This is a genomic window from Rhodococcus sp. JCM 9793 (assembly GCF_055380405.1).
The window spans coordinates 125,688-140,926 of sequence record NZ_AP043718.1 but is presented as its reverse complement, the minus strand read 5'-3'; the positions used below and the strand labels follow the sequence as shown (position 1 = coordinate 140,926).

The 15,239-nt window shown below is 65.9% G+C and carries 14 protein-coding genes and 2 pseudogenes; 8 read left to right on the top strand and 8 right to left on the bottom strand.

All coding sequences use genetic code 11. The annotated features are described in order from the left end of the window. Nucleotides 1-3 precede the first annotated feature (3 nt). The 6 genes and pseudogenes from ACZ46K_RS00750 to ACZ46K_RS00725 form a co-directional block, all read left to right on the top strand. Nucleotides 4-1,164: a tyrosine-type recombinase/integrase gene (locus ACZ46K_RS00750; RefSeq protein WP_054807786.1), complete on the top strand. Its 1,161-nt coding sequence runs from the start codon at nt 4-6 to the stop codon at nt 1,162-1,164. Continuing rightward, entirely contained in the window at nt 1,161-3,494 is a 2,334-nt protein-coding gene (locus tag ACZ46K_RS00745; protein ID WP_464743290.1) for a tyrosine-type recombinase/integrase, read from the top strand. The genes ACZ46K_RS00750 and ACZ46K_RS00745 overlap by 4 nt, the downstream gene beginning before the upstream one ends. Next, a complete protein-coding gene (locus ACZ46K_RS00740) occupies nt 3,491-3,652 on the top strand; it encodes a hypothetical protein (protein ID WP_464743288.1) in 162 nt (53 codons plus the stop codon). The genes ACZ46K_RS00745 and ACZ46K_RS00740 overlap by 4 nt, the downstream gene beginning before the upstream one ends. After that, a complete protein-coding gene (locus ACZ46K_RS00735) occupies nt 3,649-4,194 on the top strand; it encodes a DUF6262 family protein (RefSeq protein WP_464743286.1) in 546 nt (181 codons plus the stop codon). The genes ACZ46K_RS00740 and ACZ46K_RS00735 overlap by 4 nt, the downstream gene beginning before the upstream one ends. Before the next feature lie 207 nt (nt 4,195-4,401). Continuing rightward, nucleotides 4,402-5,109 carry an IS6 family transposase gene (locus ACZ46K_RS00730; protein ID WP_464743246.1) on the top strand — a complete coding sequence of 236 codons (708 nt, stop codon included), beginning with the start codon at nt 4,402-4,404 and terminating at the stop codon, nt 5,107-5,109. Nucleotides 5,110-5,198: 89 nt separating this feature from the next. Continuing rightward, nucleotides 5,199-6,185, top strand: a pseudogene (locus ACZ46K_RS00725) (IS256 family transposase); the annotation flags it as partial. A gap of 145 nt (nt 6,186-6,330) precedes the next feature. On the opposite strand, the gene ACZ46K_RS00720 reads toward ACZ46K_RS00725, so the two are convergent. The 7 genes and pseudogenes from ACZ46K_RS00720 to ACZ46K_RS00690 all read right to left on the bottom strand — a co-directional run bounded on the left by ACZ46K_RS00720 (nt 6,331) and on the right by ACZ46K_RS00690 (nt 13,022). Next, nucleotides 6,331-7,614 carry an IS256 family transposase gene (locus ACZ46K_RS00720; RefSeq protein ID WP_054807625.1) on the bottom strand — a complete coding sequence of 428 codons (1,284 nt, stop codon included), beginning with the start codon at nt 7,612-7,614 and terminating at the stop codon, nt 6,331-6,333. Between the two features lie 202 nt (nt 7,615-7,816). Beyond that, nucleotides 7,817-8,059: pseudogene (locus tag ACZ46K_RS00715) on the bottom strand (phosphoadenosine phosphosulfate reductase domain-containing protein); the annotation flags it as partial. Between the two features lie 466 nt (nt 8,060-8,525). Next, nucleotides 8,526-9,407 (bottom strand): VOC family protein, encoded by an 882-nt coding sequence (locus ACZ46K_RS00710; RefSeq protein ID WP_054810778.1) that lies wholly within the window; start codon nt 9,405-9,407, stop codon nt 8,526-8,528. Nucleotides 9,408-9,414: 7 nt separating this feature from the next. Beyond that, nucleotides 9,415-9,894, bottom strand: a complete 480-nt coding sequence (locus tag ACZ46K_RS00705; protein WP_007298144.1) for a cupin domain-containing protein — start codon at nt 9,892-9,894, stop codon at nt 9,415-9,417. A gap of 10 nt (nt 9,895-9,904) precedes the next feature. Beyond that, nucleotides 9,905-10,669: an SDR family oxidoreductase gene (locus ACZ46K_RS00700; RefSeq protein WP_464743284.1), complete on the bottom strand. Its 765-nt coding sequence runs from the start codon at nt 10,667-10,669 to the stop codon at nt 9,905-9,907. After that, the gene (locus tag ACZ46K_RS00695) at nt 10,666-12,162 is read right to left on the bottom strand and encodes a 4-hydroxyphenylacetate 3-hydroxylase family protein (RefSeq protein ID WP_464743282.1); all 1,497 of its coding nucleotides are present in this window, start codon (nt 12,160-12,162) and stop codon (nt 10,666-10,668) included. The genes ACZ46K_RS00700 and ACZ46K_RS00695 overlap by 4 nt, the downstream gene beginning before the upstream one ends. Beyond that, entirely contained in the window at nt 12,159-13,022 is an 864-nt protein-coding gene (locus tag ACZ46K_RS00690) for an alpha/beta fold hydrolase (RefSeq protein WP_026138026.1), read from the bottom strand. The genes ACZ46K_RS00695 and ACZ46K_RS00690 overlap by 4 nt, the downstream gene beginning before the upstream one ends. Nucleotides 13,023-13,256: 234 nt before the next feature. Here ACZ46K_RS00690 and ACZ46K_RS00685 point away from each other — a divergent pair, with 234 nt between their 5' ends. Continuing rightward, nucleotides 13,257-13,508: a hypothetical protein gene (locus ACZ46K_RS00685; RefSeq protein ID WP_054716020.1), complete on the top strand. Its 252-nt coding sequence runs from the start codon at nt 13,257-13,259 to the stop codon at nt 13,506-13,508. Nucleotides 13,509-13,602: 94 nt separating this feature from the next. Here ACZ46K_RS00685 and ACZ46K_RS00680 read toward each other — a convergent pair whose 3' ends face one another. Next, the gene (locus ACZ46K_RS00680; protein ID WP_464743280.1) at nt 13,603-14,238 is read right to left on the bottom strand and encodes a GntR family transcriptional regulator; all 636 of its coding nucleotides are present in this window, start codon (nt 14,236-14,238) and stop codon (nt 13,603-13,605) included. Between the two features lie 442 nt (nt 14,239-14,680). Between ACZ46K_RS00680 and ACZ46K_RS00675 the strand changes: the two genes are divergently transcribed. Continuing rightward, nucleotides 14,681-15,193, top strand: a complete 513-nt coding sequence (locus tag ACZ46K_RS00675) for a flavin reductase (protein WP_054810402.1) — start codon at nt 14,681-14,683, stop codon at nt 15,191-15,193. Nucleotides 15,194-15,239: the final 46 nt, after the last annotated feature.

Genomic DNA, 15,239 nt, shown 5'->3' with positions numbered 1-15,239 from the left:
AGGATGCGGGCGTTTCTGGTGAGGTTGCCGTCCGGGATGCGGTACTGGACGGTGCTCGACGAGAATCTGGCCGTGGTGGACGAGGCTGACTCGTTCTTGCGGCATGTCCGGTTCGGCCGCGATGGCTCGGAGTTGACCACCAGGTCGTATGCGGGTGGCATCGCGTTGTTCCTGCGCTGGTGCGCGCACACCGACCGGCACTGGCATGACGGTGTGGCGGCGCTGGGATTGTTCGTCACGTGGTTGCGTCACGCGGGCGTCGCCGAGGTCGGGACCGGAGGGCGGGTGCTGGCCGGTCCCGGGGTGGAGCCCGTGCGCGGGGCCCGGCGGATCAACGGCGTGCTGACTGCGGTGAGGGGGTTCGTGGCGCACGCGGTCACGTCCGGGCAGGCACCGGGTGAGCTGATGCCGTTGATCTACGAGTTGGCAGATGAACGCGACCTTCCGGCGCACGCTCGTGGTGAGGAAAATCGGATGGCCTGGCGGCTGCGGGCCCGGCACCGCCTGCATGAGCCTGAATCGACGGTGGACCGGGCCGGCGATGCCGAGATCGTGGCGCTGTTTCGGGCGTGCCGGTCGGCGCGGGATCGGCTGATCGTGTTGCTGCTGGCGCGGGCTGGGTTGCGGCGCGGTGAGCTGACCGGATTGCGGCGCTCGGATGTCCATGTGCTGACCGACTCACGGGTGCTGGGCTGCGAGATACCGCGGGCGCACCTGCATGTCGTGCGCCGGGACAATCCGAACGGGGCGTGGGCCAAGTCCCGCCGTCAGCGGGTGGTGCCACTGGATTTTCTGGTGGTGCGGGCGGTCGACGGTTACGCGTTCGAGCGGTTGTCGGTTCGGCGGACTTCCGAGTCGGATTTCTTGCTGGTCAACCTATTTCGTGAACCGATCGGTGCGCCGATGCGTCCGGACGCGATCAACGAGGTGATCACCGCATGCTCGAAGCGGGCCGGGATCGATCATGTGACCCCGCACCGGCTGCGACACGCTTTCGGCAGCAACCTGGCCGATGCGGGCAGCGGCCTGGACGAGATTGCCATTTTGATGGGACACGCATCGGTGAGTTCGTCGCAGGTGTATCTGCATCCGGACCCGGCGAGACTGCGCGAGGCGGTCGACCGGGTCGGGGGTCCCCGTGACCTGTCCGGAGTCGACCGATGAGCGCCGTGGAGGCGGCCGGGATCGCCGAGGTCGCCGCTGGTGGGGCGCACGTGTTCGCCGGCGCGAGGATCGACCGGCACGTCGCCGCGATCACCGCGGTGATCGACCCTGCGTTTGTGGCGGAGGTCGGATGGGACGCAGCGCGGCGAGTGCTGTCGTTTCCGCCGGAGCATCCGCTGCTGGGCCGGCCCGTCTGCCGGGCAGCGGACTGTTCGACGACTGCGCCGGCAGCGTCGAGGATCTGCGCCACGTGCCGCCGCCGGCTGGACGAACACGGGCTCGGCGAGCACGAGATCTCGGTGCTGCCGGCGCGTAGTCGCCACCGGTCCGGCCGCGGACCGGAGCTGTGCGTCATCGGCGGCTGCGGGCGGGAATGGATGTCGGCGCGTTCGGGGCTGTGCTCGGCTCACGAGGAACAACGACGCGGGTTGCCGGGCGTCGGCGTCGAGCAGTTCCTCACTGATCCACACGTGAAACCGCTGCCACCGCTGGGGTTCTGCGCGGTCGGCGCATGCACACGCCAGCGGCGACATCCCGACGGACTCTACTGCGACGCGCACCAGCAGCGGCTGCGCACCGCCCGGACATACGATGCGCATCTGGACGAGATGCGATGGCGGGCGGTCGAGTCCGCGATCGGGCGCGGCGGCGAGGTCAGCCTGCGGGGCCTGCCGCCGCTGGTCGTCGCCGAAGTGCTGGTGGGCCTGCAGCAACGCTGCCGGATCAACGCCGTCAAGACCGGTGAGGCCGTGCTGCGGGCGGTCTGCAACGACATCCGTCGTCGGCAGGTGGGCTCGTTGCGCGACTACGGTCCGGGCGAGGACCGCGACCTGGAATTCACCGGGCTGGCCCACTGCCTGATCGACCATGCTCGCCGCGCTTTATTGACACCGGAAACCGAAGTTGCCAAAGATGACTGGGATCTCACGGTGTTCGGACATCGCGGCACCGTGTCGTTCGTCGGCATCAGTCAGAGCTGGCTGCGCGAGTCCGCGAAACGGTGGGCCGCCGACGACCTGCCGCGCCGACGTGTCCGGCCGGGACGACGCACCAGCGGCGGCCTTTCGGTGCGCCACCACATCGGTTGTCTGGAACGGTTGTCGCAGTCGCTGCGGATGCGTGAGGACCGCGGTGAGCATCCGGTTGCGTTGGGCCGCACCGACATGGAGTCGTTCCTGCACCGGCTTGCTTATCTCGAATCGGTCGGGCAGATCAGCGGCGATGCCCGGATCCGGGCGTGCCGTGAGGTTCGTGCGGTCCTCACCCGCATCCGGTCCATGGGGCTGACCCGTCCCGGCGGGCTCGCTGCGGGCCTGGGCGAGGACTTCGTCGTCACCGTCGGTGACATCCCGGCGGAACCCGAACCCGGCGAACCGAACCGGGATCTGCCGCCGGAGATCATGTCCCAGCTCTGCGCTCGTCTGGATGAGTTGACCTCGCCGCAGATGCGTGCCGCCGTCGAACTGGCCATCGACACCGGGCGACGTCCCGAAGAAGTCTGTGCGCTCGATTTCGACTGTCTGACCCGCGACGATGACGGGCTGCCCGTGCTGATCTACGACAATCACAAAGCCAACCGACTCGCCCGCCGACTGCCGATCGCCGAGCAGACCGCCGCGGTCATCGTCGCCGCGCAACAGCGAGTGCGGGCACACTTCCCGCACACCCCGGTCGGTGAGCTGACACTGTTGCCCACCGACCGGCGCAATCCCGGCGGCCGCCGCGCCATCACCGCGTTCTCTCTCGCATTCGCACACCGCACCTGGGTCGACCGGATGCCGGTGCTGCGCACCGCCGACGGCGTCGAATACGACAAGAGCAAGATCGTGCTCTATGCCTATCGGCACAGCTACGCCCAACGCCACGCCGATGCCGGTGTTCCCGTCGAGGTGCTGCGCGAGCTGATGTCGCACCGCAAACTCGACACCACCAGCGGCTACTACCGCGTCGGCCAGACCCGCCGTCGCGAAGCCGTCGACCGCGTCACAGCGATGCAGTTCGACCGGCACGGCAACCGAATCTGGCGAAATGCTCAGGCACTGTTGGACTCCGAGCACGCCCGCCGCGCCGTGGGTGAGGTCGCCGTCCCGTTCGGGTCTGCACAGAACCGTCCAATGTCCAAGCCGGCGGCGGCGCCTGCCCGTTCCGGTTCCGCTGCGCCGGGTGCGACCATTTCCGCACCGACGTGTCCTACCTGCCCGACCTGCACGCCTACCTCGATGACCTGCTTCGCACCCGCGAGCGACTGCTCGCCGCCACTGATCTCGACCAGTGGGCACGCGCCGAAGCGATGCCCTCGGATGAGGAGATCAGCCGCATCCGGCGCTTGATCACACGCATCAGCGCCGACCTCGACGACCTCACCGACGAACAGCGAGAGCAGATCGACCACGCCGTCACCGTCGTGCATCGCCACCGCTCCACCCTGCTCGGTATGCCACGCCTGCGCCCAGCCATGCCCGACCTACGACCGGAGCGAACCACATGAGCACCGACATCACGTCCAGCGCCATGATCGACGGACGCCGGGCCGACTCCACCCGCCGCCGCCAACGCGTCCTCACCGCGCTCGACAGGGCCATCGCAGAAGGCGCGGAACTCAGCGTCACCGGCATCGCCCGTCGCGCCGGCGTCGACCGCACATTCCTCTACCGCCACCGTGACCTGCTCGAACGCATCCACACCGCCGAAACCCAGCCACCCGACCAACCCGGAATCGGGCCGGCGGTGACCCGTGCCTCCCTGCACGCCGACCTGCTCGCCGCCCAGCAACGCTGCACCCGGATGGCCGCGCATACCCGGCAACTCGAGACACGTCTGTCCGGGCTTCTCGGTGAACAAACTTGGCACGCAACCGGACTCGGTGCACCCGTCGATATCGACCACCTTCAGCAACGCATTATGATGCTCGAACAACAGGTCGTCGACCTCCGCCTGCAACTCGACGAACGCGACGAAGACCTCACCGCCGCCCGCGCCGCCAATCGCGAACTGATGACGCGACTGAACGCCTCACCGCACACCGACTGATACGCCCAGTGGAAACGCTTGCACTACACCTGTTGCGCACCATATCCTTCAACGATCAGCCACAGGACCAGCGGGAACACGCGACATCTGTAGTCACTTCAGGCCCGGACCCCCAGAGAAGCCTCCTCATTCGGCACTGGGTTACAAGACCCCTGCCGAGGGCACTGTCACGTTAACGAGGATGCATTCGCTGGCAGAATCTGTGGGATGACCAGCGCAATGCCGTCGTTCAAGCGACACCGCTATCCGGTGGAGATCATCGACGAGTGTGTGTGGTTGTACTTCCGGTTCCGATTGAGCTTCCGGGAGGTCGAGGAGCTGATGCTCCAACGCGGTGTCGTGGTGTCCTACGAGACGATCCGTCGCTGGTGTCACAAATTCGGGCAGGCCTACGCGAACGAGTTACTGCGCCGCCGGCCTCGGCCCGGCGACAAATGGTATCTCGATGAAGTGTTCATCCGCATCAACGGCACGCAGCACTATCTGTGGCGGGCGGTCGATCAAGACGGCAACGTCCTCGACATACTGGTCCAGTCCCGCCGGAACGCGAAGGCGGCCACACGGTTCTTCCGCAAGCTACTCAAGGGCCTGCGGTACGTACCGCGGGTGATCGTGACCGACAAGCTGACCAGCTACCAGGTGGCGCACCGCGAGACGATGCCGTCGGTCGAGCACCGTCGATCGAAATACCTGAACAACCGCGCCGAGAACTCGCATCAACCGACCCGGCAACGCGAGCGTGCGATGAAACGCTTCACATCGGTCCGGCACGCGCAGCGATTCCTGGCTGCGTTCAGCGGAATCTCACCGCATTTCCGGCCTCGCCGACACCTGTTATCGGCGACCCAATGGCGCGAAGAGATGGCCGACCGATTCCGGGTTTGGAGCGAGGTGACCGCAATAATGACCGTCTGAACAACGAAGCAGACCAGCACATTACACTAACTTGAGCCTCAAGCCGACTGAACCGTACACGATTTCAGTTAACGTGACAGTGCCCCACCGACGGCTCCGGCGAGCTGCCGGTCCCGTCGTACGAACTGTTCACCTCGACGGAGATCCTCGGCAAGATGGCGATGGAGAAGATGCTCGCCGGCCTGTCGACCTGCCGATACCCGATCGGCCTCGAACCAGTAGGGCACGAGGTAGACGAAACATCCTCTGCAACAAGCAAATCTGCCGTGTCACGCAAGTTCGTGGCGATGACCGAAACTGCACTGGACGAGCTGCTCTCCGCGGACCTGTCCGGTCTGGACCTGGTGGCGATCATGATCGACGGAGTGCACTTCGCCGACACCTGCTGCGTCGTGGCCTTGGGCATCGACTCCGACGGCACCAAGTACCCGTTGGCCGTGGTCGACGGCGGCACGGAGAACACCACCACGGTCACCGCCCTGCTCGTCGGGTTGCGCGAACGCGGCCTGGACGTCACCCGTCCGGTGCTCGTGGGGATCGACGGATCGAGCGCACTGCGCAAGGCGGTGGCCGAGGTGTTCGACCACCCGATCGTCCAGCGGTGTCAGCTGCACAAGATTCGCAACGTGAAAGACCGCCTGCCGCAGAAACTTCGAACCACCGTGGGAAGCAAGATGACGCAGGCCTACCACTCGGACTCGGTGCTCGAGGCCGAAGCGATGCTCGAAAATCTGGCGTCCGAGCTCGAACGCACTCATCCTGGGGCCGCGGCCAGTCTGCGCGAGGGCCTGTCCGAGACGCTGACGGTGCTGCGTCTGGGTGTGCCACCAACGCTGGCGCGGACTCTGCGGTCGACGAATGCAATCGAATCGATGATCTCGGTGTGCCGGGATCACTCCCGCAACGTCAAGCGGTGGCGAGACTCTCAGATGGCGTTGCGCTGGTGTGCAGCCGGAATGGCCGAGGCCGGGAAGAAGTTCCGACGTGTCAACGGGCACCTACACCTGCCGGCGCTGCGTGCCGCGCTCGACCGGGAGGCGATGGTCGTGCACACTGATCGGGTGAGCGTCGCCTGATTCTCACAGGGGCCACTGCCGAAGTTCCACGGACTTCGGGACATCCTCCGCATGGCGGTCACCCACATGATCGGCGTGGACCCCATCATTTCCTCGCGGCCGGACTGGGTCCGTCAAGTTAACGGTGTAACTGGTTGAACTGTAGCTACTTTCGTCCAGCGGACAGGCGTCCGTCGAAGGTGATCTCGAAGGCGTTCAGTGCTGCCTTCCAGCGGTTGGACCAGCGTTGGCGGGCGGTGCCTTTGGGATCGAGGCTCATGATGGCCAGGTACACGCATTTCAGGGCCGCGGCCTCGGTCGGGAAATGACCGCGGGCCTTGACGGCCCTGCGGATTCGGGCGTTGACACTCTCGATGGCGTTGGTCGTGTAGATGACCTGTCTGATGGCGTTGTCGAACTGCAGGAACGGCACGAACTCGGCCCAGGTGTTGGTCCAGAGCCGGATGATCGCGGGATAGCGTTTCTCCCATTTGTCGCTGAACTCGGCGAACCGGTCCAGCGCGGCCTGCTCCGACGGCGCGGTGTACACCGGTTTGAGGTCCTTGGCGATCTCGGCCCAGTCCTTGTGGGAGGCGTAGGCGTAGGTATTGCGGAGGAGGTGGACCACGCAGGTTTGCACGATGGTTTGCGGCCACACCTGCCCGATCGAGTCGGGCAGATGCTTCAGACCGTCGCACACGACGATCAGCACATCCTGCACACCACGATTCTTCAGCTCCGACAACACCCGAAGCCAATACTTCGCCCCCTCCCCGTCGCCGTGCTCGCCGGCCCATAATCCGAGGATGTCGCGGGTGCCGTCCACAGTCACCCCCATCACGACGTAGATCGGCCGGTTGGCCACGTTGCCGTCGCGGATCTTGACGTGGATGCAGTCGATGAACAGCACCGGATACACCGGGTCCAGCGGCCGGTTCTGCCACTCGGCCATGCCGTCCATCACCCGTTCGGTGATCGTCGAGATCGTCTGCTTGGACACCTCGGCGCCGTAGACCTCGGCCAGGTGCGCAGAGATCTCACCGGTGGTCAGTCCCTTGGCCGACAGCGAGATCACCATGTCCTGCACCCCGGTCAGCCGCCGCTGCCGCTTGGCCACGATCTTCGGCTCGAACGAGGACTCCCGGTCCCGGGGTACGTCGAGCTCGACCGGGCCGGCCTCGGTCAGCACGGTCTTGGCGCGTCTGCCGTTGCGGGAGTTGCCGCTGCCCCTGCCGGCCGGGTCATTCTTGCCGTAGCCGAGGTGGTCGTCCATCTCGCCCTCGAGGGCGGACTCCACCACCAGCTTGGTCAACTTCGCCAGCAACCCGCCCTCGCCGGTGAGCTGGAGGCCTTCGGCCCGCGCCTGATCCACCAGTTCCTGCAGCCGGGCATCGCTGACACCCACAGGTGCCGAGTTCGATTCGTCCTCACGATCAATCACATCGGTCATGGTGGTGCATCTCCTTTCAGAGTTACACCGTTGTTCTTACAGTCCCGCCGGACTCTTCACTCCTTTCCGCCGAGGATTGGAATGCCCAGTTCAGCCGTTGGGAAGGCGGATCGGTCAACCGCCGTGAGCTGCGCGGCCGCGGCGTTGAGACTGGTCTGCAGTCCCTCGACCTCACCGAACCAACTATTCAGACGCGCTTCCTGGTGCGGGCGAGTTCGGTGAGGTAGTCGTAGGTTTCGGGGTAGTCGAGGCCGGAGTCGAAGAACACCACCGGCACATCCGGTTCGACGCGGCGGGCGAGGGCGAGGACGATCAGGGAGTCCTTGCCACCGGAGAACGCGACGTAGCCGTCGTGCCGTGCGAGGTGCGCCTCGATCCGGGTCAGGATGTCTGCGACGGCGCCCGGGCCGGCCTTCGCCGACGGTGCCCGCAGGCCGCGGAGCATCGCCAGGTCCAGGCCGGGGTCAGGTGCGTTCACTGTTGAGAGGTGGACCGTACTTCGTTCGAGATCGCAGAACTGATTCGCTCCGTGGTCGGTGACCTACAGGCGGCAGCGCTTTGTGCGCTGGCACCACCACATGAGTAGGGAAATCTATTGCAGCCTGACGGTGGCATCGTCGCCCCGATCAGTGGGCTCAGATGGTCGACCGGCTGGAGATTGACGGGCCATCATGGCCGGACGCGTGCACCGTGAATAGTTGTTTGACGCGATCCAGCACGTCGGTCGGATATCGTTAGTAGTGGTCTACCGCGGTAAATAATCCTTGGATCGAGAAGTCCGCCAGCTCGCAGGCCTCCTCACCGTGGAATGGGCGGATCGGGATCCGCCCCTTGATGCATTGATCGACCTGTATAAGGCATTGGTGCCGGTGCCGCCGCTGACGGGGAAGGTCAATGGCGGCACCGGTTCCCTAGGAGGCGTGTCCGAACGATTCGGGTGGGGTCAGGCCCCAGGGGCTGAACGCCTTCGGGAAGTTGTCCCACATTCCGGGTGCACCGGGGCGCACCCGGGGCATTTCGGCGGACAGTTCGTAACGGTTACCCGCGACCCAGAAATATGTGTAGAGGTTGGCGCCCACGCCGTGACGGCCGGGTCCGGTCTCGATCGGCACACCGTGCCGTGCGAGTTCGTCAGCGGCCACCTTGAGGTGGTCGAAGGACTCCATTCCCAGGGCGTAGTGGTGCAGCGACTTTCCGGGCTCGGGTGTGGAGATGATCGCCACGTCGTGGTGCAGGTCGCTGGCACGGAGCCAGGCAGCACCCATCACGCCGGGTGCGGGAGCGAAGATGTCGGAGATCTGGAAGTCCAGGATGTCGACCATGAACTCGACCAACGGTTTCGGGTCCTGCGCCTGGAGCGTGATGTGGTCGAAGTCCAGTGCCCGGATCCCGCCGCGATGGGCGGCTCGCGCCGGATGAATGTACTGCGGCCCCTCGGCGTCGGTGAGCAGTGACAGCTCCATCACGTGGCCGGTCGGCGTCCGGAACTGCAAGGACTGGCTCACGCCGGGATCCTCGTCGCTGCGGGTGCTGTGTTCGACGCCGGCGTTGGCGAGGCGTTTGCCGTAGTACTCGAGATCGTCGCGCGAGTCCACCCTCAGCGCGAACCGGCGAACGCCGGTGCCACCCGAGGTCAGTACCAGGTCGCACCTGTCGTCGACGCCCGCGGTGAGGCGGACGGAACCGTCGGACCGGCCGAGTTCCTTCATGCCGAGCACGTCGACGTGAAGGCCGACAGCTGCTTCGAGGTCGCCTACGGCGAGTTCGGCGTGGGACACCTGTGAGATTCCCATGATTGGATCAACTCCTGTCGATGTTGTCGTGGTAGGGGATGTTTCCGGCGCTCTCCCGCCGGTTGATGCCGAGGCTGTCGAGCATCCGCGAGTTCTCTACGAGGATCATTCGGACGTTCGTCGTGCCGTCGTTGTAGTGCCGGTGCCAGACCCAGGGCGGGGTGTAGACGAAGTCCCCTGCCGTCCAGCGCAGGGTCTTCCCGCCGATCTCGGAGTAGCCGCTGCCGTCAACGACGCAGTGCACGGATTCGTGCAAGTGCCGCTGAAGGTCGGTCGCGGTTCCGGCCGGAATCTCCTGGAGGTAGAACTCCATGGACTTCGCCGGCACGTCCGCGAGTACCCCGACCCGGCAGGGGTTGCCGGTGATCTCCTCCTCGAGCCATCGCGCGCTGTCCGGGCCGGTGACCAGGCCGTCCGGCAGCGAACGCTCCGGGTCGAAATCCTTCATGTCGTGCAGCTTTTCCATCCACACGTCGAAATTCGTCATTCTGTCCGCCTTAGATCGAGGTCATTCCGCCATCGACGACGTGCGTCGACCCGGTCTGGAAGCTGGCGCGCTCCGAGCAGAGATAGGCCACGAGCTCACCGACCTCCTCCGGACGCCCCCAGCGGCCGACGGGGAGCTCGGCGGCGAGCTGCCGCCGCTCCGTTTCCTCCACGGAGGTACCCGCCGACGTGGCGGCCGCCGCCACCAACGCCCTCCGCCGCGCGGTATCGACGTGCGCCGGGGCGATGACGTGGGTAGTGATCCCGTTCGGCGCAACCTCACCCGCGAGGGACCGAGCCAGCGCCGCCACGCCGGCACGCATCACGTTGGACGTGTGCAGGCGGGGCAGTGGCCGCACCACACCGACCGAGGTGAGGTAGATCAGCCGACCCCACTCCGAGGCCAACATGCCCGGCAGGACCGCGTTGGTCAGCGAGATGGCACTGTCGAGGATCAACCGGTAGGCCGACTCCCAGTCCGCTTGTGCGAGTTCGGTGGCCGGAGCGGCCCGCGAGCCGCCGGTGTTGGAGACGAGGATGTCCACACCGCCGAGAGTGTCGAGGGCAGACCGGACCGCGCCGGTGGCGGCGCCGGGTTTGGTGAAGTCCGCGATCGCCCAGCCCGCCGCCCCGAGGTCCCGGGCGACGTCGGCCGTGTGCGGTCGGGTTCCGGTGATGAAGACTTCCGCGCCGCCCGCCCGCAGCGATGCCGCGACGGCGGCACCGATCCCGCTCGACCCGGCGGTCACCAGCGCCCGCTTGCCCGTGACGGTCATGCCGCGGCGCCGCCCTCGGTGCGGTCCGGCTCTGCGGCGCCGGCGGTCCGTGCGTGCTCGGCCGAGGTGGCCAGCAACCCGTCGATCAGTCCCAGCGGTTCCGTCCAGTCGTACTGGTTGAACTGGGTGTTGATGCGCAGGAACATCGGATCGCCGGCGTAGAAGCGTTCGTAGAGTTCATGGCGTCCGCCGAAGGCGGAGACCGCCAGATCCGCTGCCACCTTGAAGACGGAAATGCGGTCGACGCTGCTGTTGTCGGGGCCGCGGTAGAACTTGGCCAGGTCCGACGCGATGGGGGAGTCGAACGCACTGACGTCGGCCGGCTGGTAGAGCAGTCCGCCGGCGAGGATCTGCTGGAGGATCTCGCGCACCCGTGGATACCAGCGGTTTCCGGAGTTGCGGATCGCGTACAGCGGCCGGAGGTCGGGGAAGAGGACACCGTCCTGGTTGGGCGTGGCGCCGGCCTCGGATGCGAGGATCGCGGCCCTTGTCAGTTCGATGTAGGTGCTGATCTCCCCGAGGGCGTCCCGGACCTGCGGGAACTGATCTGTCTTGACCACCTCGGTGGCCCGCTTCGCCAGCCCGGCGACGAACTGCAGCTTCGCCATCAGGCGGACCGAGGTCTGGGCTCCGGTGAAAGCGTTGGAGTTGATCTCCCAGATCCGGTTGACCCGCTCGTAGTCCTGGTTGATGAAGACCCGGTCCCAGGGCACGAGCACGTCGTCGAAGACGACCACCGCGTCCATCTCGTCGAACCGGCTCGACAGCGGCTGGTCGAACGCGTTCCCGCCGCCGAACGGCTCCCGGCAGATCAGCCGCACGCCGGGTGCGTCGGTCGGGATGGCGAAGGCGATGGCGTAGGGCTTCTCCTCCGGGGCGAACTTGCGCAGCGAGAACGGCCAGACGAGGATCTCATCGGAGTAGGGTGCGGCCGTCGCCAGCATCTTCGCGCCGCTGACGATCAGGCCCTCCGCGGTCTGCTCCTTGACCCCGAGGTAGGTGTAGGGGTCGGGCTGCTGTGACGCGGGCTTGGACCGGTCCACGGGCGGGTCCGCGATCGCGTGGGACAGGAACAGGTCGTTGTCCCGCACGTGCCGGAAGTAGTCGCGTACCTTGTCGGCGTTGTCGCCGAAGAAGTCGGCATTGGCGTTCCAGGCGACCAGCATGGCGCTCACGAAATCCGTGGTGCGGCCCATCATGCCCAGGGTGGAATCCGCCCACTTCTTGTGCATGGCGTGTCGTTGCTCCAGGTCCTCGCGGGAGCGCGGCTCGAGGAACTGCACTCCGACCGGGCCGTCGCCGTCGGTGGGTTCGAAGAGCATGTCCTCGTTGCCGTCCTCGCACTGGAGGTCGTACAGTCGGGCGATCTCGGCGGCGGCACCCGAGGTGGCCGGGTGCCCGACGACATCGACGATCTTCTCCGATCCCACCCACAACTCGGGACTGTGTGCGCGCAACCTCTCGAGGTACGCTGCGCCGTTTCGTGCGGTCATAATGACTTTCCTTTCAAGAATCGAATGTGCGTCTCGTTGAACTCATCCGGTTTCTCCCACTGCGGCCAGTGCCCGGCCCCTTCGATGACTTCCAGGCGGCTTCCCGAGATGAGTGTTTCGAGCAGCGAAGCTTCTTCGACGGCGGCGGTCGGGTCGTGGTCGGTCCACAGCAGCAAGGTCGGCGCGAGGATGCGGTCACACCATTCCTGCGACCACACGAAGGGGCGCCGGTACTCCCAGTCCTGCACCGCAAGGATGTTGGCCATCGCCGTCTCGAAGCCGGGCTGGGAATAGATCCGCAGCCGCAGGCCCACGAGTTCGTCGGTGACCAGGGACTTGTCGTGGAAGAGCCACTCGACCCTGGTTCGCACGGTCTCCGGGTTGGCCTCACGAACCGCCTTCATACTCGATTGCTTCAGGCCGGCCATCACCTCGGGCTTGTTGGTGATGTTCCCGGGTGTGTTGAGGACCATCCCGTTGACGCGCGTGGGGTGGTGCGCGGCAGTCCACGCCGCGACCCAGCCGCCGAGGGACTCGCCCGAGAGGTGTGCTCGGCCAATGTCGAGCGCGTCCATCAACGCGACGAGATGATCGCTGAGATAGTCGATGGTGTAGGGCCGGTCGGGCTTGTCCGAGTAACCGTGCCCGGGCATGTCGTACAGGACCAGATGGAAATCCTTGGCCAGATCCCGCACGTTGCGCGCGTACGCCTCCAGGTGCCCGCCCGTCCCGTGCACCAGGATCAGGCTCGGTCCGCTCCCGGCCTCCACGACCCGCGTGGCGACTCCATTGACATCGACCATTCGTTGAACCAGGGCGACACCCGCGAGGTCTCCCCAGATGCTCACATGCTCTTCCACGGCAATCCTTCCTGTTGCAGCCAGGCCCGGCTGGTTCGGCCGTGGCATTCATGCCGCCCGATACATTTCGCAGGCCGGATGCCTATCCCAGGTACCTGACTGATCTCCGACCAGTGACTGCGATCACACGTAACATGCTGGCATACTAAGATCTCAATGACAAGATGCTGTTTTTTCGCCGGAGTGTCGCGTGCGGCCGCCGGGCGGATGCGGTGACCGACACAGCGATGCCCCATGCATGCTGATGCAGAGAGCGGAGCGGCTCCGTGCCCTGCCGGGCTCGGTGTCCGCGGGCGGATGCGGCGCACGGGGCAGTGTGCGCGCTACTCGTGTTCTGCTCTCGGAACGATCTCGGCGGTCGCCTCGGAGATCATCGCCGTCGACCTCCCAGTGTTCGCCCTGACGGGCACGCGCCATTCGGCCGGATTCAACTCAGGGGCGGGGACGCTGCTCGGGTCGGTCCTTCTCGGGCACTCCGCAGCCTGATGGCGCTTCGCGCCCGGCTACGGCTGGGCCGCGGGCTTGCACCCTGTCGAGGGTGACCCGCTGCCGTCGCCTGCCGGACGTGACCGGCGAGTGGCTAGATGTGAACGCCCATCCAGAATCGCGAGAGATGCCCTTCCATGAGCTCTCGCGCAAGCCCTGGCTCCCGGCGCGAGATCGCCCCTGCAATGTCGGAGTGTTCACTCTGAGATCTGCGCAGGTCCGTGCGGACTCGGTTCTTCTGGATGTAAAAATCGCTCAGATCCCAGGCGTGTTTGGCGAGCTCGGTCAGTCGCTGGTTGCCGCTGGCTGCCAGCACGGCGGAGTGGAAGTCGCGGTTCGCTGCCGCGAAAGCCGCCGCATCGTCCGCCTCAGCTGGGCCGGCGCAGCGGCCAAGTGCAGCATCGATGTCGGCCAGTTGCACCTCGGTGGCGTTGAGGGCTGCCAGCTTGGCGCCCGCACCTTCGAGGATTCCGGCCAGGGCGAAATGCTCACGGACCCTGTCTTCGTCGGGGATGATCACCCGGCACCCCACCTGGGGGATGATGGAAATGAATCCCTCGGACGCCAGCCGCATCGCAGCGTCCATGACCGGCCGGCGGCTCACGCCGAACTCCTGAGCGAGTTCGTAGGTGCTCAGGACCTCCCCGAACTGGTAATGCCCTTGCATGAGCCGGGTGCGGAGGGCGTCGTAGATCTGGTCCGTCTTGCTCCCCGACGCGGTCATGGTCATGGTCATCCAGCCTCTCGACGATCACTGCGCGGGACCAAGCCGGTGAGTGTTGGCCCTGTCAGATTCTAGTATTTCAATACCATATCTCGCTCGAGGATACGGCTCACACGATCTTACTCGAGGCGCTCGATGATGCGGTCCAACCGAACGCGGCGACGGAACAGATGGTGCCCAGAGGGATCCATCAAACGCCCTCTGGGCTAGGTGAATGCGGCCGACCGTGGGGCTTGCCTTACCGGCGGTCGACGACGACATGGATCGCCGGTGGACTGGAACGGCTTCCGGTCGCCTTTGGCGGAGAGGCTTGTCAGGTCGAGCACACACACCTAAGCTGACATACTAAGATCTCAGTACGAGAGGCGGAGTAATGAGCACATCGACGTCGACGACGACCGGCCCGGACGCGGCGCCCCCTGTGGACCCCCGGCGTTTCCGTAATGTCATGGGGCGCTTTACCACCGGAGTGACGATCATCGGTACCAAACACGCCGATGGCATCCACGCCATGACCGCCAACGGATTCATGTCGGTGTCTTTGGACCCGGCTCTGGCGATGGTGTCCATTGCCACCAAGGCGAAGATGCACGAGAGGCTGCTCGCCAGTGGCCGCTACGGCGTGAGCTTTCTCGGTGCCGACCAGGAAACCGTTAGCCGGCACTTCAGCGGGCGCCCCGACCTCCTTCCAGATTTCAGCTTCGACGAGATCGCCGGTGCCCCCCTGGTACGGGGCGCCCTGGCTCGCATCAGTGTCGAGGTGGTCGACGCCCACCGCGCCGGGGACCACACCCTCTTCATCGGGAAGGTCCACCATTTGGACGACACCCCGGGCGATCCACTCGTTTTCTACTCCGGCGGCTACCGACACCTACTGCGCGCAGCGCACGACACCGAGTACTCCGACGCCTGGTCCGGCTTCTGCCTGGAACCGACCGGCCCGCTCACCCTCGCCGACTGAGTGCTGGCCCGTCCGCTGAGGCGAAGACCATATTGTTCACCGAAGG